Source organism: Streptomyces sp. NPDC059874 (assembly GCF_042731135.1).
In the GTDB taxonomy this organism is placed as follows: Bacteria; Actinomycetota; Actinomycetes; order Streptomycetales; family Streptomycetaceae; genus Streptomyces.
Genome location: NZ_JBHWJY010000012.1, coordinates 109963 through 130946, shown reverse-complemented (window position 1 = coordinate 130946; position 20984 = coordinate 109963). Strand labels below are relative to the sequence as shown.

At 69.5% G+C, this 20984-nt stretch carries 15 protein-coding genes and 1 pseudogene; 4 read left to right on the top strand and 12 right to left on the bottom strand.

Annotated elements, in window-relative coordinates; translation table 11 throughout:
* Positions 1–613: 613 nt before the first annotated feature.
* The 3 genes from ACFV9H_RS10200 (at position 614) to ACFV9H_RS10190 (ending at position 1723) form a co-directional block, all read left to right on the top strand.
* Positions 614–790: a hypothetical protein gene (locus ACFV9H_RS10200; protein ID WP_385395949.1), complete on the top strand. Its 177-nt coding sequence runs from the start codon at positions 614–616 to the stop codon at positions 788–790.
* Positions 791–1010: 220 nt separating this feature from the next.
* Positions 1011–1352, top strand: a complete 342-nt coding sequence (locus tag ACFV9H_RS10195) for a hypothetical protein (protein WP_385395946.1) — start codon at positions 1011–1013, stop codon at positions 1350–1352.
* Between the two features lie 80 nt (positions 1353–1432).
* Entirely contained in the window at positions 1433–1723 is a 291-nt protein-coding gene (locus tag ACFV9H_RS10190; protein ID WP_385395944.1) for a hypothetical protein, read from the top strand.
* 269 nt (positions 1724–1992) lie between these two features.
* On the opposite strand, the gene ACFV9H_RS10185 is transcribed toward ACFV9H_RS10190, so the two are convergent.
* The 11 genes and pseudogenes from ACFV9H_RS10185 to betA form a co-directional block, all read right to left on the bottom strand.
* On the bottom strand, positions 1993–2481 hold the full coding sequence (locus ACFV9H_RS10185; RefSeq protein WP_385395941.1) for a hypothetical protein: 489 nt from the start codon (positions 2479–2481) through the stop codon (positions 1993–1995).
* Positions 2482–2916: 435 nt separating this feature from the next.
* The gene (locus ACFV9H_RS10180) at positions 2917–3519 is read right to left on the bottom strand and encodes a sarcosine oxidase subunit gamma (protein ID WP_385395939.1); all 603 of its coding nucleotides are present in this window, start codon (positions 3517–3519) and stop codon (positions 2917–2919) included.
* Positions 3512–6769, bottom strand: a complete 3258-nt coding sequence (locus tag ACFV9H_RS10175) for a sarcosine oxidase subunit delta family protein (RefSeq protein WP_385395936.1) — start codon at positions 6767–6769, stop codon at positions 3512–3514. The genes ACFV9H_RS10180 and ACFV9H_RS10175 overlap by 8 nt, the downstream gene beginning before the upstream one ends.
* Before the next feature lie 11 nt (positions 6770–6780).
* Complete coding sequence (locus ACFV9H_RS10170) at positions 6781–8013, bottom strand: sarcosine oxidase subunit beta family protein (RefSeq protein WP_385395934.1); 1233 nt, start codon at positions 8011–8013, stop codon at positions 6781–6783.
* A 32-nt stretch (positions 8014–8045) separates the two neighbouring features.
* On the bottom strand, positions 8046–10511 hold the full coding sequence (locus tag ACFV9H_RS10165; protein WP_385395932.1) for an FAD-dependent oxidoreductase: 2466 nt from the start codon (positions 10509–10511) through the stop codon (positions 8046–8048).
* A gap of 220 nt (positions 10512–10731) precedes the next feature.
* Positions 10732–11709: an ABC transporter substrate-binding protein gene (locus ACFV9H_RS10160; protein ID WP_385395929.1), complete on the bottom strand. Its 978-nt coding sequence runs from the start codon at positions 11707–11709 to the stop codon at positions 10732–10734.
* A 14-nt stretch (positions 11710–11723) separates the two neighbouring features.
* Entirely contained in the window at positions 11724–13697 is a 1974-nt protein-coding gene (locus ACFV9H_RS10155; RefSeq protein ID WP_385395928.1) for an ABC transporter permease, read from the bottom strand.
* Entirely contained in the window at positions 13697–14785 is a 1089-nt protein-coding gene (locus tag ACFV9H_RS10150) for a glycine betaine/L-proline ABC transporter ATP-binding protein (protein ID WP_385395926.1), read from the bottom strand. The genes ACFV9H_RS10155 and ACFV9H_RS10150 overlap by 1 nt, the downstream gene beginning before the upstream one ends.
* Before the next feature lie 20 nt (positions 14786–14805).
* Positions 14806–16275, bottom strand: a complete 1470-nt coding sequence (locus ACFV9H_RS10145) for an aldehyde dehydrogenase family protein (RefSeq protein ID WP_385395923.1) — start codon at positions 16273–16275, stop codon at positions 14806–14808.
* A 312-nt stretch (positions 16276–16587) separates the two neighbouring features.
* Positions 16588–17065: pseudogene (locus tag ACFV9H_RS10140) on the bottom strand (5,10-methylenetetrahydrofolate reductase); the annotation flags it as partial.
* 3 nt (positions 17066–17068) lie between these two features.
* Complete coding sequence (gene betA / locus ACFV9H_RS10135) at positions 17069–18739, bottom strand: choline dehydrogenase (protein WP_385395920.1); 1671 nt, start codon at positions 18737–18739, stop codon at positions 17069–17071.
* Positions 18740–18889: 150 nt separating this feature from the next.
* On the opposite strand from betA, the gene ACFV9H_RS10130 reads away from it, so the two are divergent.
* On the top strand, positions 18890–19687 hold the full coding sequence (locus ACFV9H_RS10130; protein ID WP_385395918.1) for an IclR family transcriptional regulator: 798 nt from the start codon (positions 18890–18892) through the stop codon (positions 19685–19687).
* A gap of 50 nt (positions 19688–19737) precedes the next feature.
* Here ACFV9H_RS10130 and ACFV9H_RS10125 read toward each other — a convergent pair whose 3' ends face one another.
* Entirely contained in the window at positions 19738–20871 is a 1134-nt protein-coding gene (locus tag ACFV9H_RS10125; protein WP_385395916.1) for an aromatic ring-hydroxylating dioxygenase subunit alpha, read from the bottom strand.
* Positions 20872–20984 lie beyond the last annotated feature (113 nt).

The window sequence follows — 20984 nt, the reverse complement described above, 5'->3', positions numbered from 1 at the left end:
CGAACGACGCGCTGATCTCCACCAGGGCCTGCTCGAACTGGCCTGCAGCCTCATATGCCTCCGCCGCCTGCGAACCTCATTCTGAAACAATCAGTAAGTCCGGCCCCCGCCATGACCGGGAAGGCCTGAAGCGGGTGCGGCGCCGGGGCACCCTCGCCGGTCAGCCCGCGGCCGCGGTCGGGCCCGCCACGGTCCACCGCCCGGTCCGCGCTGATCTCCGCCACCATCTCCGGGCGGACCAACATCGCGCGTCCAGGACCTCACCACTCCCCCACGCCGCAGCGAGCCTCGCACCCGTCCACGGGTGTGAGGGGTCGGCTTCGGCCACGTACTCGCCGACCTGCCGCGCACCTGCTCCGGGGCACAGCGGGACCATGCGGCCGACCGCGCGCAACCGGCCCGGCGAGCGAGATCAGGTGGGTCCGAGGAGCTGCGGGGCCGAGAGGCGGCGCGAGGCAGGCGTGCCCGTGGGCAGGGGGTGCGTAAGCTTGCGATCATGATTCGTCCAGTGGAGTGGAGTTGACCAGCCGTGATGCCCCCGTACTGCACGATCTGCAACGCATCCCGCAGGGACCACGACTACGAGACTTTCACGCTCGTATACTTCCGGCCGATGGCGCCACCGCTCGAACACGAGGGGCATCCCGAGAACGCCCTCTGGTTCTGCAAGGATCACGTCCGGTACACCGAGGGCAAGACCCATATGAGCGCCATCCTGGCCATGGTCCACGTACGCGCGGCGATCCGACGCAACGCCCAAAACCCCTGGCCGCTCACCAGCACGCCCTGAGCCCCTCCTCTTCGCCCCGATGCGCGCGGCGGGAGCACAGCGTCGAACGGCTGTTGGGCGGAGGCAGCAGTCTCGAACCACCGCCGCCGTGAGACCCGCCGGCACCCCACGGGCCCACTCGGAATCCTCGGTGGACCGTCTCCTGTAGGAGCCCACAGCGGGAACGGCGTGGTCCGTGTGCGGACCGGGGACATGGCAGGGCAGCGGCTCACTCCGTGTGATGGAGCTCGGCTGTTCTCGGCCCGCCTGCCGCGGAGAGCTGCCCTTCGACGGCACCGACATGATCCTGCGCTACAGCCTCGAGCACCCCGCGCTGTCCTTCGAGTTCGAGGACACGCTGGAGGTGTGGTCGGTCGGGATCCTGCGCTACCACCCCGAAGACGGCTGCCCGCAGTGCCCGCCCGAGGGCCTGTGCCGGTTCGACGGCGGAACACCGATCGGCGACATGGAGTTCGTCAGCGCCGCGACTACACCGGGGACCCCGCCTGGGAGGCGGCGGACTCCCACACCGGTGACATCGAGAAGATCGTCTCGGTGTGCACCGACCCAGCCGAAGCGATGACGACGCCGGGCCTTCACTGATCGCCCGAGTTCGAGGAGCGGATCGACTGTCCCGTCGGGGACCTCCTGATCATGGACCGGGTGCGGATCAAGCCTGATTGGCGCGAGTTTGGGATCGGCGCTCTCGCCGCGGCCGAGGCGATCCGACGCCTGGCCGCCGGATGCTGCGCGATCGCCTGTCAGCCGGCGCCCACCGACGGCGACTACGAGAATGACGAGCCCGGCTACCAGGCCGCCCAGGCCAAGATCGCGAAGGTGTGGGAATCGGTCGGGTTCGAGGAGTTCAACGACGGGATCTACCTCCTCGACCCCGCACTCCAGCGCCCCGTCGACTGCCTCACCAGCCGGCAGAAGCCCTTCGGACGGCGGTAGCCCCCGCTACCGCCGGGAGGCCCCTGGGCTGCGGTACATCGGTACATCGCCCTCCCGCACCACACTCACTCACGGCTGTGCCCGCGCAAGATGGGTGTCACTGCCACGGTCCGCTGACCCGGGGTGAACGCGCATTAAGCAGATGGCCGTCATCAAGGAGGCGGCGCTGTTGTCACCAACCGGGAGGCTGCAGGCGTGCTGTCACCACCCACGGCTGCCGGACACACTGCCCGGAAGGCTGCGTGGAGTCCGGGCAGACCGGACGAGACCTACTCGCTGAGGTCGATCGAGTGTGGCAGTGGTTCCCACTCGGGCAGCCAGTCAGTGGCCGTCCCGCCGGTCAGGGCGAGGTGGAACCAGTCGCTGAAGCCCAGGTCGGTATCGTGCCAGTCGGCCCAGCCGCGGCGAAACGCCGAGACGGTCCAGGAACCGCCCTCGCGGGGCACAAGGAAGAGCTGGTCACCCTCGATCGTGTTGCCCCAGACCAGGGCCCCGCCCAGGGTCGGCAGGACCGTGTGCGGAACTGTCCGGGACGCCTCCAGCTGCCGGCCCATGCCGTCGGCGTACCTGCGCAGTGTTCGGGCCCCGCAGAAGTAGATGTACTCGGAGATGACCGCGTCGCCGTAGGCACCGGCGACTTCGACGAAGTCCTCGGGCAGGGTGACCGACCAAGCCGAAGCGATCTCGTCGATCAGGTGTCCTTCGTCCTGTCGCACGGGCAACCCGAGCACGGGGACGAAGTCACTTATGGTCTTCAACTGGTCTCCTGCCGGCGGGAAGCCCCGCAATTCTGGGTGATGCCCGCACATCACAGTCAATCGACGAGAGGCTAGCCCAGGTCTGCCAGGCGGGCGAAGGCCCCCCTCGCCGCGGCAGCATCGTGGCAGGGCCCGCGAGGTGACAGCTGTCGCGCCTTGGTTACCTCTCCTGGCAGCGGCCAGCACTCGGCGCGTCGTCGCCGTGAGCCTCGCCCTCGGCACCGCGGTGATCGTCAAGCGCCGTCGCCGTTGACCCTTCCGGGATCGCCCGCCCCGGCCGGCGATGAGCCCGGTAAGAAGTGAACGAGACGGCCCCCGGCCGTCATTCGGTCCGGGCGACGATCTGTCCGCGCTCCGGCCGAGCGCCCCGTACACGATCCCCAATCTCGCGAAGCGCTGCGGTGCCAGTCATCTTTTGCCACCCCGCCGGGCCGCTCACCCGTATTCCACGGCCGCGTCCAGCAGCCAGTCCGTCAGGTAGCCGGCGAAGGAGGACCGCACCAGCACCCAGAAACCGGCCCTGGGCTCATCGCGGGCCACCAGGATGACCTGGGTGCGGGCCAGCCTCGTCTGGGCTGAGCGGCCGGGACCGAAGGCGCGCGGGTGCAGATCCAACGGGCAGCCGTGGGAGAGCAGGTCGCGGGCACGCGGTCCACTGACCAGGACGGTGGTGCGCTGGGCGGATACGTCGGTTACTGAGACGGGTTCGTTTCTGGCAGCCGAGCGGATCCGGCTCTCCAGGTCCCGCTGGGTGCCGGGGCGGCCCACCACCAGCCATTCGTCGGGGCCGAGCCACACGGCGGCCCAGTCCCCCGCGCGCACGACGGTGCCGGGTTCCAGGGGCAGTTGGAGTCCCAGGGCGAGTCCGACAGCGTCCGCCGCCGGGCTCTTGGCGTCGAGGCGGAGGTTCATCTGGGCCAGGAAGGGGACTTCGGCCAGACGGACCGCGCCCCCGGAGGAGCGGCTCGCGGCGGCCAAGCGGTCGGCTGCAAGGGTCAGGGGGCTGCGCTGCCGTGCGGTCGGGGCGGTGTCAGCCATCGCGGCGGGCTCCCTCGGGGTCGTAGAGGACGGGGCTCGTGACTGTCACCGGGATCAGCCGGTCGCCGACGGGTGCGTAGAGGCGTTCGCCGATGCGGTCCCGGCCGCCCTTGATCAGGGCGAGCGCGAAGGTCCGGCCGAGTGTCGCGCTGCGGTAGCTGGAGGTGACGTGACCGAGCATCGGGACGGGCGGGGCGGGCAGTTCTCCGTCGGCGACCACGTGGGTGCCCTCGGGGAGGAAGGCGGCCCGGTCCTCGGGGAGGAGACAGACGAGGTGCTTGCGGTCGGGGCGGACGGTGTCGGCGCGGGCGAAGGAGCGCTTGCCGATGAAGTCGGGCTTCTTCTTCGACACCACCCAGCTCATGCCGAGGTCGTACGGGGTGACCGTGCCGTCGGTGTCCTGCCCGATGATCGGGTAGCCCTTCTCGGCGCGCAGGACGTGCATGGTCTCGGTGCCGTACGGGGTGATGCCGTACGGGGCGCCGGCCTCGTACAGCTCCTCCCACAGGGCGACGGCGTCCCAGGGCGAGACGTTGATCTCGTAGGCGAGTTCGCCGGAGAAACTGATGCGGCACACGCGCGCCTGGATACCGGCGACCGTCGTCTCCCGCCAGGCCATGAACGGGAAGTCATCGTTGGCCACGGACAGCCGGGGCGCCAGCGAGCCGAGGACCTCCCGGGAACGGGGGCCGACCAGGGCCACGGTGGCCCACTGCTCGGTGACCGAGGTGCAGTGGACCCGCAGTTCGGGCCACTCGGTCTGGAGCCACTCCTCCATCCAGTCCAGGACTGCTGCGGCGTTGCCGGTCGTGGTGGTGATCAGGAAGCGGTCCGGCGCGAGCCGGATCACCGTGCCGTCGTCGAAGACCATCCCGTCGAGGCGGCACATGACGCCGTAGCGGATCATGCCGACCTTCAGGGTGCTCATCATGTTGGTGTAGAGCCGGTCGAGGAACAGCGCGGAGTCCGGACCCTGCACATCGATCTTTCCGAGGGTGGATGCGTCCATGAAGGCCACCCCCTCGCGGGCGGCGCGGCACTCGCGCAGCACGGCGGTCTCCATGTCCTCGCCGTCCTGCGGGTAGTACCAGGGCCGCTTCCACTGGCCGACGTTCTCGAAGAGTGCGCCGTGCTCGGCATGCCAGGCGTGCAGGGCGGTCGTGCGGATCGGGTCGTGCAGCGCGCCGCGGTCGCGGCCGGCGAGGGTCGCGAAGGAGACGGGGGTGTACGGCGGCCGGAACGTGGGCAGGCCGAGCGCGGAGATGTCCACGCCGAGGAGTTCGGCCACGACCCCGCTCGCCAGGACGCCGGCCGTCTTGCCCTGGTCGTTGGCGGTCCCGGCCGTGGTGTATCGCTTGGTGTGCTCCACCGAGCGCAGGCCCGCTCCGGTCGCCCGCGCCAGGTCGTCGACCGTGACGTCGCGCTGGAGGTCGACGAACCGGGGCGTACCGGTGGAGGCGGGGATGGTGAAGACCTGCATGGGCGGGGTGTACGGCTGGGCGGCCACTGCCGGGAGGGCGGGCGCCTTGGCCGTGTAACCCTCGGCCTCGACCGCGCGGGCGCCGGCCGCCGCGCCCTGCGCGAGGGTCGTGGCGAGGTCGAAGGCCCCGTTCGCGCTGCCCGCGGCCTCAACTGCCTGACGGCAGCCGGCGGGAACGAACGTGCCGAGCACGTCGTCGTGGCGGAGCTTGCCGCCCGCCTGGCTGTACAGATGCGCGACCGGGTTCCAGCCCCCGGAGACCAGGAGCAGATCGACTGCGAACTCCCGCTGCTCCGCGGACTCCTGCTGCCCCGCGGACTCCTGCTGCCCCGAGGACTGCCCGTACGGGGCGACCGTCACCGCGGTGACGCGGGCTCCGCCCTGCGTACCGGTGACCGCGTGCCCGGCGAGCACCTCGATCCCGGCGGACCGGGCACGCTCGGCCCACTCCCCCGGCTCGGACCGGGTGTCGACGATCACCGCGATGTCCACTCCCGCCGCCGTCAGGTCGAGTGCGGCGCTGTAGGCGCTGTCGTTGGTGGTGAACACGACCGCGTGCCGGCCGGGCAGGACGGCATAACGGTGGAGGTACGTCCGGGCCGAGGCGGCCGGCATCACGCCGGGGCGGTCGTTGTCGCCGAACGCGAGCGACCGCTCGTGGGCGCCGGTCGCGAGGACCACGCGCCGGGCCCGGATCCGCCAGACGCGCTCACGGGAGACGTGCTCCGGGGCCTCGGCGCCGAGGTGATTGGTGCGGCGCTCGACGGCGAGGACATGGTTGTCGTCGTAGTGGCCGAAGACGGTGGTGCGGCTCAGGACACGTACCTCGGGGGCGGCGGCTTCCAGCTGGGCGCGCGTCGCCTCCACCCAGTCGAGGTGTTCGCCGGTGCCGAGCAGGCTGCCGCCGAGTTCCGGCTGGTCGTCGGCGAGGATGACGCGTGCGCCGCTCTTCGCCGCCACCGCTGCCGCCGCCAGGCCGGCCGGGCCCGCGCCGACGACCAGTACGTCGCAGTGGGCGTGGACGGCGTCGTAGCGGGCGGGGTCGGGTTCGGTGGCGAGGCGTCCCTGGCCCGGGAGACTGCCGGCGACCAAGCCGTCGTAGAGCTCGACGGTCGTGGCGGGGAGCATGGGCTCGGGGAACGGGGCCTCGATCTGGACGACCGCGTTGGGTTCCTCCACCCCGGCCGAGAAGATGCCTCTCGGGCGGCCGAGTTTGGTGCTGGTGGCGGCCTGGATGACGCCGTTGGCGAGGAGCGCGGAGGCGAGGGTGTCACCGCGGTAGCCCTCGTACCGGACTCCGTCGAATGTGAAGCCGAGTCGTTCGCCGCGGTTGATCCGCCCACCTCCCGAGAGACGGAATGCCTGACCGGCGTCACCCAGCGGGGGGAACTGCGGCATCGTCGTCGGCTGCGGGCCGGTGGTCGTGCATCGTCGTTCGGGCTCGTCCTTGAACTCCCCCAGAGGGGGTACCTCCAGACCGGCGGACTTCGGCTCAACAGCTGCCGGACGCTCCGCCCCAGCCTGGTACACCGCCAGAATCTCGTTCGTCGAGGTGTCCCGCACCGCGTTGAACCACCTGCGGCAGCCCGCCGCATGGCTCCACCGCTCGGCGAAGGGGCCCTTGGGGTTGTCGCGGAAGAACAGGTACCGCGCCCACTGCTCGTCGGTGAGGGTGGCGGGGTCCTCGGGGTGGGGCACGTGTGCCTGGCCGCCGTAGTGGAACTCGGCCTCGTCACGGGGCCCGCACCACGGGCAGGGGATGAGCAGCATGGTTCGGCTCCCTAGTGGGCCACCGCGGCCGCGCCGTGCTCGTCGACGAGCGCGCCGGTGGTGAAACGGTCGAGCGAGAAGGGGGCGTTCAGGGCGTGGGGTGTGCCATGGGCGATGGTGTGGGCGTAGACCCAGCCGACACCTGGGGTGGCCTTGAAACCACCGGTCCCCCAGCCGCAGTTGAGGTAGAGGTTGTCGACCGGGGTGAGACCGACGATGGGCGAGGCGTCCGGGCTGACGTCGACGATGCCGCCCCAGGTGCGCAGCACGTGGGCACGGGCGAAGACGGGGAAGAGTTCCAGGGCGGCGGACATCTGCTCTTCGATGATGTGGAAGGCGCCGCGCTGGGTGTAGGAGTTGTACGCGTCGATGCCCGCGCCCATCACCAACTCGCCCTTGTGTGCCTGACTGACGTACACGTGGACGGCGTTGGACATGACGACCGTGGGGTGGACCGGCTCCAGGAGTTCGGAGACCAGTGCCTGCAACGGATGGCTCTGGAGCGGGAGTTCGATGCCTGCCATGGCGGCGACGACGGAGGTGTGACCGGCCGAGCACAGGGCCACCTTGCCCGCGGCGATCGGACCCTGCGTTGTCTGGACACCGACCACCCGACCGCCGGCCACGTCCAGCCCTGTGACCTCGCAGTTCTGGATGATGTCGATGCCGGCGGCGTCCGCGGAGCGGGCGAAGCCCCAGGCCACGTAGTCGTGCTTGGCGATGCCGGCGCGCGGCTGGTAGGTGCCGCCGAGGACCGGGTAGCGCACGTCGGGAGAGGTGTTGACGATCGGGCAGACCTCTTTGACCTGCTCGGCGTCGAGCCACTCGGCATCGACGCCGCCCAGCCGGTTGGCCTCGACACGGCGCACACTGTCGCGGACGTCCTGCATGCTGTGGGCGAGGTTCAGCACTCCGCGCTGGGAGAAGAGAATCGGGTAGTCGAGCTCCTCCTCCAGTCCCTCCCACAGTTTGAGGGCGTACTCGTAGATGCCGGCGCTCTCGTCCCACAGGTAGTTGGAGCGGATGATGGTGGTGTTGCGGGCCATGTTGCCGCCCGCCAGCCAGCCCTTCTCCAGGACCGCGACGTTGGTGATGCCGTGGTTCTTCGCCAGGTAGTGGGCGGTGGCCAGGCCGTGTCCGCCGCCGCCCACGATCACCACGTCGTACGACCGCTTGGGCTCGGGATCGCGCCAGAGCCAGTCGGGGTGGTCGGGCAGGCCGGCGCCTGGGGTGCTGGGGCTCATCGGGACGTCTCCGCCTTCCTCTTTTGCCACTGTCAGCCACGGAGGCGGGACATGGTCGGGTCGAACAGGGGCTCCTCGGCGGCGACCGCCTCGACGCGCTGGTCGAAGTAGCCGATGTGCAGGGTGGTGCCGGGGGTGGCGAGTTCCGCCGGGAGCCAGGCGTAGGCGATGCCCTTGCCGGTCGTGTAGCCGAAGGCGGCGCTGGTGACGTAGCCGACGGCGCGGTCGCCGTCGTAGACCGGCTCCTTGCCCATCACGACGGCGTGCGGGTCGTCGATCGTGAGGCAGGTCAGCTTCCGCCGTACGTCGGCCTTGCGGTGCTCCAGCGCCGCTTTGCCGATGAAGTCGCCCTTGTCGAGCTTGACGGCGAAGCCGACGCCGGCCTCGTAGGGGTCGTGCTCGTAGGTCATGTCGGTGCCGAAGGAGCGGTAGCCCTTCTCCAGGCGCAGGCTGTTGAAGGCTCCACGGCCGGCGATGACGCCACCGAGCGGCTCGGCCGCGGTCCACAGGGTGTCCCACAGCTTCTGGCCGAGGTCGGCGGTGGTGTACAGCTCCCAGCCGAGCTCGCCGACGTACGACAGACGCATCGCGGTGACCGGGACACTGCCGATGTGGGCGCGCTTGGCTCGGAAGTACTTCAGGCCGTCGTTCGAGAAGTCCTCGTCGGTGAGCGGCTGTAGGACCTTGCGGGCGAGCGGTCCCCACAGGCCGATGCAGCAGGTGCCGGCCGTGATGTCGCGGACCTGGACCGAGCCTGCTCCGGCTGCCGTCGGGAGGCGTCCCCCGGCGGGAAGGTGCCGGGTGAACCAGTCGAGGTCGAGGTTGCCGTTGGCTCCGACCTGGAAGAGGTCGCGGGCGAGGCGGGCGACGGTGATGTCGCTGCGGATGCCGCCGTCGTGGTCCAGGAGCAGGGTGTACGTCACCGAGCCGACGGACTTGTCGACCTTGCCGGTGCACAGCCGCTCCAGGAAGGCGGCGGCGCCCGGGCCGCTCACCTCCAGGCGCTTGAGGGCTGTCATGTCGTAGAGGGCGACGGTCTCCCGGGTGGCCTGGGCTTCGGCGCCGACGATGGGCGACCAGTACCGCGCGGCCCAGTCGTTGGGGGTGGGGATGGAGCGGCCTTCGGCGCGCGGCGCGTTGGCCTCGTACCACTGGGGGCGCTCCCAGCCGTTCGCCTCCAGGAAGAACGCGCCGTGTTCCCGCTGGCGGGCGTAGAAGGGGCTGGTGCGGATCGGGCGCGGTTCACCGGACGGCTGGAGGGGGTGGAGGATGTCGTAGACCTCGGCGAAGTTCCGGCAGTCTCGGGCCAGGACGTACTCCGGGGACAGCTGGTGCGGCTCGAAGCGGTTGACGTCGCACTCGTGCAGGTCGAAGGAGGAGCAGTAGCCGTCGACCAGCCATTCGGCCATGGCGCGCCCCACGCCGGCGGAGTGGGTGACCCAGACGGCCTCGGCGACCCAGAAGCCCGCGATGTCCGCAGACTCGCCGAGCAGCGGGTAGCCGTCGGTGGTGAAGGAGAACAGGCCGTTGATGCCCTCCTCGACCTTCGCTTCCTTCGTCGCCGGAAGCAGGGACCGGGTCTCGGTCCAGGCGTCCTCGAAGTCCTCCTCGGTGAACTTCAGGACCGAGGGCATCTCCTCGGCCTCGTCCACGGACAGGATGTCGTCGGCGGATACGGGCATCGGGCGGTGGCCGTAGTAGCCGATGCCGATGCCGTCGAAGCGGTCGCGGTAGTAGAGGTCGGCGTCCTGGTGGCGCAGGATCGGGCGCAGCGCCTCCTCGGTCTGGCCCGCGAGGGCGGGAATCGGGCCGGTCCAGGCGAGCTGGTGGGCGAGCGGGGTGAGCGGCAGGTTCATCCCGACCATGCGGGCGATCTTCGGGCCCCAGATGCCGGCGCAGCACACGACGATGTCGGCGGGGATCTCGCCCTGGTCGGTCAGCACGCCGGTCACCCGGCCCTCGCTCTTCGTCACGTCGAGGACTTCGTGGCGGGCCAGGAAGGACACGCCTCGCTCGGTGGCCCGGCGGATCTGCGCCTCGACGGCGAGGACGGCCTTGGCGAGGCCGTCCGTCGGGACGAGGAGACCGCCGAGGACCCTGTCGCGGTTGACCAGCGGGTGCTGCCGGACGCACTCCTCGGGGCTCAGCAGGCGTGCCTCGATGCCCCAGGCGGTGATCCAGCCGTGGCGGCGGTGGAGTTCGGCGAGGCGCTCGGGGGTCGTGGCCACTTCGAGGCCGCCGACCTGGAGGAAGCAGGGCTTGCCGTCCACGTCGAGGGAGCTGAACTTCTCGACGGTGTAGCGGGCCAGTTCCGTCATGGTCTTGGAGGGGTTCGTCTGGAAGACCAGGCCGGGGGCGTGCGAGGAGGATCCTCCGGTGGCCGGGAGGGGGCCCTGGTCGACCACGGTCACTTCGGTCCAGCCGCGTGCGGAGATCTCGTCCGCGAGTGCCGCTCCCACAACGCCCGCTCCGATGATGACCACTCGGGGTCCCGCCATCGTCCAACCTCCGAACTCGGAAACCGGTCACGTTGCTCATGTTGCTTTCTGCGCAACTTGATTCAGGCTGCGCAACTCAATGTGCCCGCCGCCGAGGAGGGGTGTCAAGGGTCCGTGACGTCGTGGAACAGCCCGGAACACGGCAATGCCCGGCGGGCGGCGCGCCACCTGCGCGCACCGTCCGCCGGGCATCGTCACCCGCCCCCTTGTCGACCGCGTGCTATTTCAGCCAGGCCTCGACCTTGCCGCGGTTCGCGTCGACCCACTTCTTGGCTGCCGCCTCGGGGGACATCTTGTCCACCGCGATGTACTTCGCCACGGCGTTCTGGTCGTCGTTCGTCCAGTTGAAGTTCTTCACCAGGCCATAGGCCGGGCTGCCCGATGCGGCGAACTTCGCACTGACGATCTTGTCGAGCTCGTACACGGGGTAGTCGCACGCGACCTTCTCCGGGTCGGCGTCGCAGCCCTCCTTGTACTCGGGCAGCTTGACCTTCACGAGCGGCACCTCGGACATGAACCACTGTGGCTCGTAGAAGTAGCCGATCACCCACTCCTTGTTCTTCTCCGCCTTGCGGAAGGACTGGATGAGGGCGGTCTCGCTCCCCGCGTACACCACCTTGTAGTCCAGACTCAGGTTCTTCACCAGGGCCTCGTCGTTGGTGACGAACGACGGGTCACCGTCGAGGAGCTGCCCCTTGCCGCCCGACTCGGACGTCTTGAACTCGGCCGCGTACTTGCCGAGGTTCTGCCAGTCGGTGATGTCCGGGTGCTCCTTGGCCAGCCACGGCGGCACGTACCAGCCGATGAGGCCCTTGTTGCCGGTCCGGCCGGCTTCGACGGCGGTCTTCTGGTCGGTGATGTACTTCTTCTTCAGATCGTCGTGCCCCCAGTTCTCGATGACGGCGTCTACCTCGCCGGTCCCGAAGCCCTGCCAGGCGATCTCTTCCTTCAGGTCCTTCTTGACGACCTTGCAGCCGAGTTCGTGCTCCGCGACGTAGGCGACGACCGCCGCGTTCGCCTCGTAACCCACCCACGGGTTGACCGCGAGGTTGAAGGTGCCGCACTTTCCCGAGCCGCCCGAGCCGCCGGATCCCGAGGAGCCGTCACCGATCTTCGCACCGCCGCAGGCGGTGAGGGTGAGCCCGAGGACTGCCATGCCGACCGCGCCGGCTCTCCACTGTTTTGCTTGCCTTGCCATGGTCAGTAGCTCCTTTACGCGCTGGTGCGCCGCGCCGCTGCCTGAGTGATCCGGTCGAACATGACTCCGAGAAGGACGATGGCCAGCCCCGCGGCAAGCCCCTTCCCGTACAGCTGTCCCTGCGAGAAGCCGGCCACGACGTCGTAGCCGAGGGCGCCCGCGCCTACCAGGCCGCCCACCACAACCATCGACAGCACGTAGATCAGACCCTGGTTGGTCGCGAGGGTCAGGGCGCCGCGTGCCATCGGCAGCTGGACCTTGGTGATGATCTGCCAGGTGTTGCACCCGGCGGAGGTGGCCGCCTCCACGGTGGTCGCCGGCACGTTGCGCACGCCGTCCGCGATGATCTTGATGGCGACGGGCGCCGCGTATACGACGGCCGCGACGATCGCGGTGAACCGGGTGGCGCCGAAGAGGGCCAGGAACGGGACCAGATAGACGAACGGCGGCATGACCTGTGCCGCGTCCAGGCTGGGCCGCACCAGCCGGTCCACGAGCAGACTGCGTCCCATCCACACGCCGAAGACGACACCGAGCAGCATCACCAGCACCGTGGCCACGGCGGTCGAGGCGAGTGTCGTCATGCTGTCCGACCACAGGCCCGTGCCGACGAGCAGCCCGACACACACCGCGGCCGTCGCCCCGGCGCGCCATCCGCCGATCACCGCACCGAGCGCGACCAGGACGACACCTACCAGCCACCACGGCGAGTCGGTGAGCAGCGCCTGGAACGGGTTGAGCAGGCCGTGGGTGATGACGTCCCGGAAGGCGTTGGTCAGGCCCGACAGATGGTCCTGCAACCAGGTGGTCGTGGTGTCGGCCGCGCTCGCGATGTGACGGCCGACGCTGCCGTCGCCCGGGAACTCGGCCGCCCAGACGTAGGTGTGGGACAGGTAGACCAGTACCGCCACCGCGATCCCGCCCGCCGCCAGCAGCGGCCGGCGCGACGTGAGGAGCCGGCCACCGGTGCGGCGGGCCGCCTCGGCGCGTCCGGCCGCCGCCGTGGTGACCCGGTCGAGCACGATGGCCATGGTGACGATGGCGAGGCCGGCGTTGAACGCAGTGCCCACATCGAGTGACTGCAAGGCCTGGACGACCGTCTTGCCGAGGCCCGGCGCGTCGATCAGGGCGGCGATGGTCACCATGGCCAGGGCGGCCATGATGGTCTGGTTGACGCCCATGACCACGGTGCGCTTGGACATCGGCAGCAGCACTTTCAGCAGTTGCTGCGAGCGCGTCGCACCGAGCGAGTCCGCCGCCTCGACGGTGGTCCGAGGCACGGAGCGGATGGCGTGCGCGGTGATGCGGATGGCGGGCGGTGCCGCGTAGATCACCGTGGTGATCACGGCGGCGGCCCCTCCGATGAGGAATATCAGGGTCAACGGAGCGAGGTAGACGAAGGTGGGCATCGTCTGCATGAAGTCCAGGAAGGGCGTCACGATCCGGTTGAACCGGTCGGAGAGACCGGCCCACACACCGAGCGGGATGCCGATGAGCAGCGCCACGATGACGGCCGACAGGGTCAGCGCCAGGGTGTCCATGCTCGCCGGCCACAGGCCCTGCAGCCCGAAGAAGGTGAAGCCGGCCACCGCCAGCAGGGCGACCCGCCAGTTGCCGACGGCCCAGGAGACGTAGCCCGTGAGCCCGACGACGCCGAGCCAGCCGATCTGCGGGACCGGACGGCCGCCGGTGGGCTGGGAGATCAGGGACTGGACGAAGGTCACCAGGTTGTCGATGACCAGGCGGATCTCATTGAAGAAGTACAAGAAGAGCGGGTTGGAGTTGCGGTTGGCTCCGATGGTGTCGTTGACATCGTTCAACCAGCTGTGCAGAGCGGTGAGTTCGGCCGCCGCGAGGGTCAGCGTCTGCCGGCCGCGCAGAGCGGCGAAGAGCACCAGCCAGACGATCAGGATCGCGGCCACCACCATGGGGCGGCTGACCCTCCCGCGTACGGTCGCGGCCGGCGCGGTCGCGGCGGCGACTGCCATCACGCACCGCCTTGCTGCCCTGCGACGACGGAGAGGATCTCCTCGTCGCCGACGATGCCGAGCAGCTTGCCGTCCTCGACGACCTTGACCGGCTTCTCGGCGGCCAGCACCGCCCGGGTGGCCTCGCGCACCACGACGTCCGGGCCCAGCTCGGGGCCGTCGAGTTCGTCTCCGGGCTGCGCGGGGCGCATGATCCAGCGCAGCGTGAGTACGTCGCCGCGCGGCACGTCCTTGACGAAGTCCCGTACGTAGTCGTCGGCGGGAGCGCCGACGAGTTCGTCGCCGGTGCCGCACTGGACCATCCTGCCGTCCCGCATGATCAGGATGCGGTCGCCCAGCTTCAGGGCCTCGGAGAGGTCGTGGGTGATGAACACCATCGTCTTGCCCACCTCGTGGTGCAGGCGGATGACCTCGCTCTGCATGTCGCGGCGGATCATCGGGTCGAGCGCGGAGAACGGCTCGTCGAAGAAGAGGACGTCGGGATCCCCGGCGAGGGCGCGGGCGAGGCCGACGCGTTGCTGCATGCCTCCGGAGAGCTGGTCGGGGTAGGAGTTCTCGTATCCGGCGAGGCCCACCAGGTCGACGACTTCGAGGGCCTTCCTGGTGCGCTCGGCCTTGCCCATGCCGCGGATCTCCAGGCCGAAGGCCACGTTGTCGACGACCCGGCGGTGGGGCAGCAGCCCGAAGTGCTGGAAGACCATGGAGAACTTGCTGCGGCGCAGCTCGCGCAGCCGCTTGGGGTCGGCGTCGCGGATGTCCTCGCCCTCGAAGACGATCTCGCCCGCGGTGGGCTCGATCAGCCGGGTGAGACATCGCACCAGGGTGGACTTGCCGGAGCCGGACAGGCCCATGACGACGAAGACCTCGCCGGGCGACACGTCGAAGTCCACGTCGCGCACGGCGGCGGTGCAACCCGTGCGGTCCATGAGCTCGCGGCGGGTCAGCCCGCACAGTTCCTCGGACTCCGGCACCTGGTCGGCCTTCGGCCCGAACACCTTCCACAGCCGGCGCACGGAGATGACCGGTGTGCCCTCGGGGTCCTGGGACGTGCCGCGCCGCTGCGACACCTCCGTCTGTGCTGTGGTCACGATCGACCTCATTTCGGCGTTCAGCCGCGGAACCAGCGCTGCGGCCTGGGTCGGATGTTCTGCCAGACGTGCTTGGGCTCTCGGTACTCGTCCAGGCCGCTCGGTCCCAGCTCACGGCCCACACCCGAGTGCCCGAAGCCACCCCATTCCGCTTGCGGCACGTAGGGGTGGTAGTCGTTGATCCACACGGTCCCGTGCCGCAACCTGCGTGCGACCCGTTGGGCCTTGCCCGCGTCCTGCGTCCAGACGGCTCCGGCGAGTCCGTACTCCGTGTCGTTGGCAATGCGGACCGCGTCGTCCTCGTCGCGGAAGCGCTCGACGGTGAGCACGGGTCCGAAGGACTCCTCGTGCACCACCCGCATGTCCTGCCGGCACTCGTCAAGGATGGTGGGCGGGTAGTAGAAGCCACGTCCCAGCGCGGGATCGTCGGGCCGTTCGCCGCCGCAGCGCAGTACGGCGCCCTCGGCGAGGCCCACCGCGACGTACGTCTCGACCCTCTCCCGGTGCTGCTCTGAGATCAGGGCCCCGGCCTCGGCCTCGGAGTCGAAGGGCCCGCCCAGGCGGATGAGCCGGGCCCGGCGCACGACCTCGTCGACGAAGGCGTCGTGCAAGGCGTCCTCGACGATCAGTCGGGCACCGGCCGAACAGACCTGGCCGGAGTGCAGGAAGACGGCGGTGAGCGCGAAGTCGACCGCGGTGTCGAAATCAGCGTCGGCGAAGACCACGTTGGGGTTCTTGCCGCCGAGTTCCAGGGCGACCTTCTTCACCGTCCCGGCAGCGGTGGCCATGATGCGGCGGCCCGTCTCCAGGCCGCCGGTGAAGGACACCATGTCCACGGCCGGATCCTCGGACAGCGGTGCGCCCACCTCCGCTCCGGCGCCCAGGACGAGATTGGCCACGCCGGCCGGGAGGCCGGCCTCCTCGAGCGCCTTCATCAGCAGGATCGAGGTGGAGGGCGTGAGCTCGCTCGGCTTGAGCACGACGGTGTTCCCCGCGAGGAGGGCCGGCGCGACCTTCCAGGACGCCTGGAGCAGCGGGTAGTTCCACGGGGTGATCAGTCCGCAGACACCGACGGGTTCGTAGGTGACCCGGCTGAGGGCGTCGTCGCGTCCGGTGTCGACGACCCGGCCGGCGCTGGTGCCGGCGATGCCGCCGTAGTAGCGGAAGCAGGAGACGACGTCGGCGATGTCGTACTCGCTCTCCACCAGCCGCTTGCCGGTGTCGAGCGACTCGGCACGGGCGAAGTCCTTGGCGTCGCGCTCGAGTACGTCGGCGGTGCGCAGCAGCAGTGCGCCGCGCTCGCGCTCGGGGGTGCGCGGCCAGGGGCCCTGGTCGAAGGCGCGCCGGGCCGCCGTGATCGCGGCCTCGGTGTCGGGGCGTGTTGCCTCCGACACGGTCGCGACGAGCGTGCCGTCTGCCGGACAGCGGATCTCGCGGTGGCCGCCGGCCACCGGAGCGCGCCATTCTCCGTCCACGTACAGATCTGCCACGCCATGCCCTTCGAACGGGAATTCGTTGCGCATTGTGCATTGCATTGCTAGTGATGAAACCCTGGCCGAATGGGCCAACGATCGTCAAGGGGTCGGCGGTTCACGATTCACCATCGGAGCCGGTTGCCCATCCGCTCTTGGCTGCACGACGTACGGGCGCCGATCATGTTGCGCATTGCTCACTGGGTTGCGTCATACACACCAAGACCTCGCCCCTCTCGACTGCATCCCGGCCGCGAGTCCGTCCTCTGTCTCGTCCGGACGCCGCCGGACGGGTCCGTGCCGTGCTCGGCTGCCTCGTCCAACTCCGGCGATGTACGCGGCGTGCGCGCGCTTGTCCCACGTCGCCTGGATGGTGTTGTCGTCGTGGATGAAGGGATTGACTCTCCGGACAGCCGGTGATCCCCGTGTGCGCGAAGAGCCTGCCCAGCTCGCCGAGCCTGCACAGCAGCGGCAGGGCCCCCTCATAGGCCCGGCCGGCAGACCGGCGTCCCCCGCCGGCACGAAGACGTCGTCGACTCCCGCCGCGCGCAGCCGCCCGGCGACGTCCTTCAGGTGCGCGTCGTCCCGCAGCAGCCGTGCGGCCCCGTGCGGGACGACGCGGCAACCGTGTGCCATGAGCCCGCTCGGTGAGGGCGAGAGCCGGCTCCAGACCCTTGACGGGCGACGCCGTGACCGTGACCACGACGTCGCACGGGACATCGGCGAGGACCTTCTCCTCGGTCGCCTTCGCCGGCAACACCTCGTAGCGGACGCGGGCGAGCACCGCCCGCAGCGCCTCGGCGCCCATGCTCTAACCGGCCTGCTGCCGGGCGTCGCGGTGACGGTAGTACGCGGCCTTGGAAGGCGGCAGGGGCTCCTTGCCGAGGATGAGGTCGGCGGCCTTCTCGGCGATCATCATCACAGGCGCGTAGATGTTGCCGTTGGTGACGTACGGCATGACCGACGCGTCCACCACGAGCAGCCCTTCCAGCCCGTGGACCCTCATGCTCAGCGGGTCGACGACGGACATCTCGTCGGTGCCCATCTTGCAGGTGCACGAGGGGTGCAGGGCGGTCTCCCCCTCCTCGGCCACCCAGGCGAGGATCTCCTCGTCGGTCTCGACGGAGGGTCCGGGCGATATCTCGCCACCGTTGTAAGCGGCGAGGGCGGGCTGGTTGAGCAGCTCGCGGGCCACCCGGATCGCCTCGACCCACTCACGGCGGTCCTGCTCGGTGGACAGGTAGTTGAAGCGCAGGGCCGGGTGCTCGCGGGGATCCTTGCTCTTGATCTTGACGGAGCCTCTTGCGTCGGAGTACATGGGCCCGACATGCACCTGGTAGCCGTGGCCGCCGGCCGGCGAGGAGCCGTCGTAGCGGACCGCGACCGGCAGGAAATGGAACATCAGGTTGGGGTAGTCGACGTCCTCGTTGCTGCGGGCGAAGCCTCCCGCCTCGAAGTGGTTGGTGGCCGCGGGCCCCTTCCTGAACAGCCACTGCAGCCCGATGAAGGGGGCGCGCCACTTCGCCATGTACGGCTGCATGGAGACGGGCCGGTCGCAGGCGTACTGGACGTACACCTCCAGGTGGTCCTGCATGTTCTCGCCGACGCCCGGCAGGTCGTGGACGACGTCGATGCCGAGGGCGGACAGTTCGGCGGCGTTGCCGACTCCGGATACCTGGAGCAGCTGCGGGGTGTTGATGGCGCCGCCGCACAGGATGACCTCACCGGCCCGGACCCGCTGCGGCGCACCGCGCCCGCGCTGGTACTCGACGCCGACTGCACGCTTGCCCTCGAAGAGGACGCGGGTGACGAAGGCACGGGTCTTGACGGTGAGGCCGGGCCGCTTGCGCGCGGGGTGGAGGTACGCCTTGGACGCCGACAGGCGCCGCCCGCGGTGGATGTTGCGGTCGAAGGGGGCGAAGCCCTCCTGCCGGTAGCCGTTGACGTCGTCGGTGCGGGTGTGGCCGGCCTCCTGGACTGCCTTCAGGAAGCCGGTGAAGAGCGGGTTGGTGGCCGGGCCGCGTTCCAGGACGAGGGGACCGTCGTGGCCGCGGAACTCGTCGTCCGGGTCGGCCGCAAGGCAGTTCTCCAACCGCCGGAAGTACGGCAGGCAGTGGGCGTAGTCCCAGGTCTCCATGCCGGGGTCGGCGGCCCAGCGCTCGTAGTCCATGGGATTGCCGCGCTGGAAGATCATGCCGTTGATGCTGCTGGAGCCGCCGAGTACCTTGCCGCGCGCGTGGTAGATGCGCCGCCCGCCCATGTGCGGCTCGGGCTCGGACTCGTACTTCCAGTCGTAGAAGCGGTTGCCGATGGGGTACGTCAGGGCCGCGGGCATGTGGATGAACACATCCCAGGGATGGTCGGACCGACCCGCCTCCAGGACGAGCACTCGCATTCCGGGGTCGGCCGAGAGTCGGTTCGCCAGTGCGCTGCCGGCTGATCCACCGCCGACGATGACGAAGTCGTAGTGCAGAGGAGCCATGGTGCCTCGTCTCGCTCGCGCCGTCGATACGCGAGGCATGCTAATACGGGTATCGCTATACGCACTAGGTTGCGATACACGCAACTTGCCGGCCTTCGATTCGGGCGGATTGCTTGCAGAAACGTTGTTTACAGCGCCTATAGTTTCGCTATGAGCAACTTCAGTCCGGATGCCGAAACGAACGCTTCACAGGCCGGCGGGGTGCAGTCCGTCGACCGGGCCATCAGCGTGCTCGAGATCCTGGCCCAGCGCGGCGAGGCGGGCGTCAGCGAGGTCGCCACCGAGATCGATGTCCACAAGTCCACCGCGTTCCGACTGCTCGGCGCTCTGGAGACGCGCGGCCTGGTGGAGCAGTCGGGCGAGCGCGGCAAGTACCGGCTCGGCTTCGGCATCGTACGCCTGGCCGGCGCGGTCACGGGACGCATCGACATCACCCAGCAAGGACGCCCGGTCTGCGAGCGCCTGGCCGAGGAGATCGGCGAGACCGTCAACATCGCCGTGATGCAGGAGCGCTACGCGATCAACCTCTACCAGGTGCGCGGTCATGCCGCCATCACCGCGCACAACTGGGTCGGCCAGCTGACGCCGCTGCACGCCACCTCCAGCGGCAAGATCATGCTGGCCCACCTGCCCGCCAAGGAGCGCGCCGCGCTGCTGGCGGAGTCCGGCATGAAGAAGCTGACCCCGCACACGATCACCGCGAAGACGAAACTCGAGAAGAATCTCGCCGAGGCCCGCGAGCGCGGCTACGCCTGGACGCTGGAGGAGCTCGAGATCGGACTGCACGCGATGGCGGCACCGGTCCGTGACCGTGACGGCCAGGTCATCGCCGCGATCAGTGCCTCCGGACCCTCCTACCGGTTCACCGAGGAACGCATGCACGAGCTCGCTCCGGTGCTGGTCAAGGGGGCGGAGGAGGTCAGCCATCGCATGGGGTACCTCGGCTGAGCTTCCGTACGCGTGCGCGCGCAGGCTGAGGGCACCCGACCTCGCCGAGGCTACTCCAGCTGCCGCGTGCCGAGACGCTCGTGCACCCAGTCGTGGAAGGCGCCGATGTGGTGCTCACTGGGTACGAGCACCCCGCCCTTGGCGTACAGCCGGGAGCTCATGCCGGGCTGGGTACGCTCGCAGGCGTCGAAGTCCTGGCGGTTGACGCGGTCGAAGAGCTCCACGGACCGGCTGACGTCCTTGCCGCTCTGCACCACGCCGGGCAGATAGAGCCAGTCGCACTCGACGATCGTGCGGTCGGCCGCCACCGGGTACATGCGATGGAAGATCACATGGTCGGGCACGAGGTTGATGAAGACCTGCGGCTTGACGGTGATCGCGTAGTAGCGGCGGTCCTGCTCCTCGGACACCCCCGGGATGCGGTCGAGACCCTCGGAGCCGTCAACGGTGAAACCCTGGATCCCCTCGCCGAACTCGGCCCCGTGACCGACGTAGTACTGAGCCGCGTAACCGCCCGCGAACTCCGGTAGCACCTCGGTCAGTTCGGGGTGGATCGTGGCACAGTGATAGCACTCCATGAAGTTCTCGATGATGAGCTTCCAGTTCGCCTTGACGTCGTAGACGATCCGCTTGCCCACCGCGAGGTTGTCGATGTCGTAGCGCTCGATCGACTCCAGGTCGCCGAGGCGGGTGATCGCCGCGCCGATGACGTCCTCCTCGAAGGAGGGCGGGTTCTCCGCCAGACACACCCACACGTAGCCGAGCCATTCGCGGACGGCCACGCCCACCAGGCCGTACTCGGTACGGCCGACGTCGGGCATCTTGGTGAGGTTCGGCGCCGCGACCAGCTTGCCGTCGAGGTCGTAGGTCCAGGCGTGGTACGGGCACTGGAAGGCGCGCTTGACCTCACCGGTCGCCTCCGTGCAGAGCTTGGCGCCTCGATGCCGGCAGACGTTGAAGTAGGCGCGTATGGAGTTGTCCCGGGCCCGGGTGACGAGGATGCTCTCGCGGCCCACGTCGACGGTGCGGAAGGCGCCGGGCTTGGTCAGCTCGGACGCGCGCGCGACGCAGAACCACATCGCTTCGAAGATCCGTTCCTGCTCCTGGGCGAAGATGCCCGGGTCCGTGTAGGAGGAGCCGGGAAGGGTGGCGATCAGGCTGTCCGGCAGGCTTGGCGAGGTCACGCTGCGCTCCTCGGGAATCGTCGTGGAAGGATCGGTCGTCACACGCAGCGAGGGCCCTTTTCGGGTCAAGGTTGGGCATAAAGCAACGCTACGTACGATATGCAACGCACTGG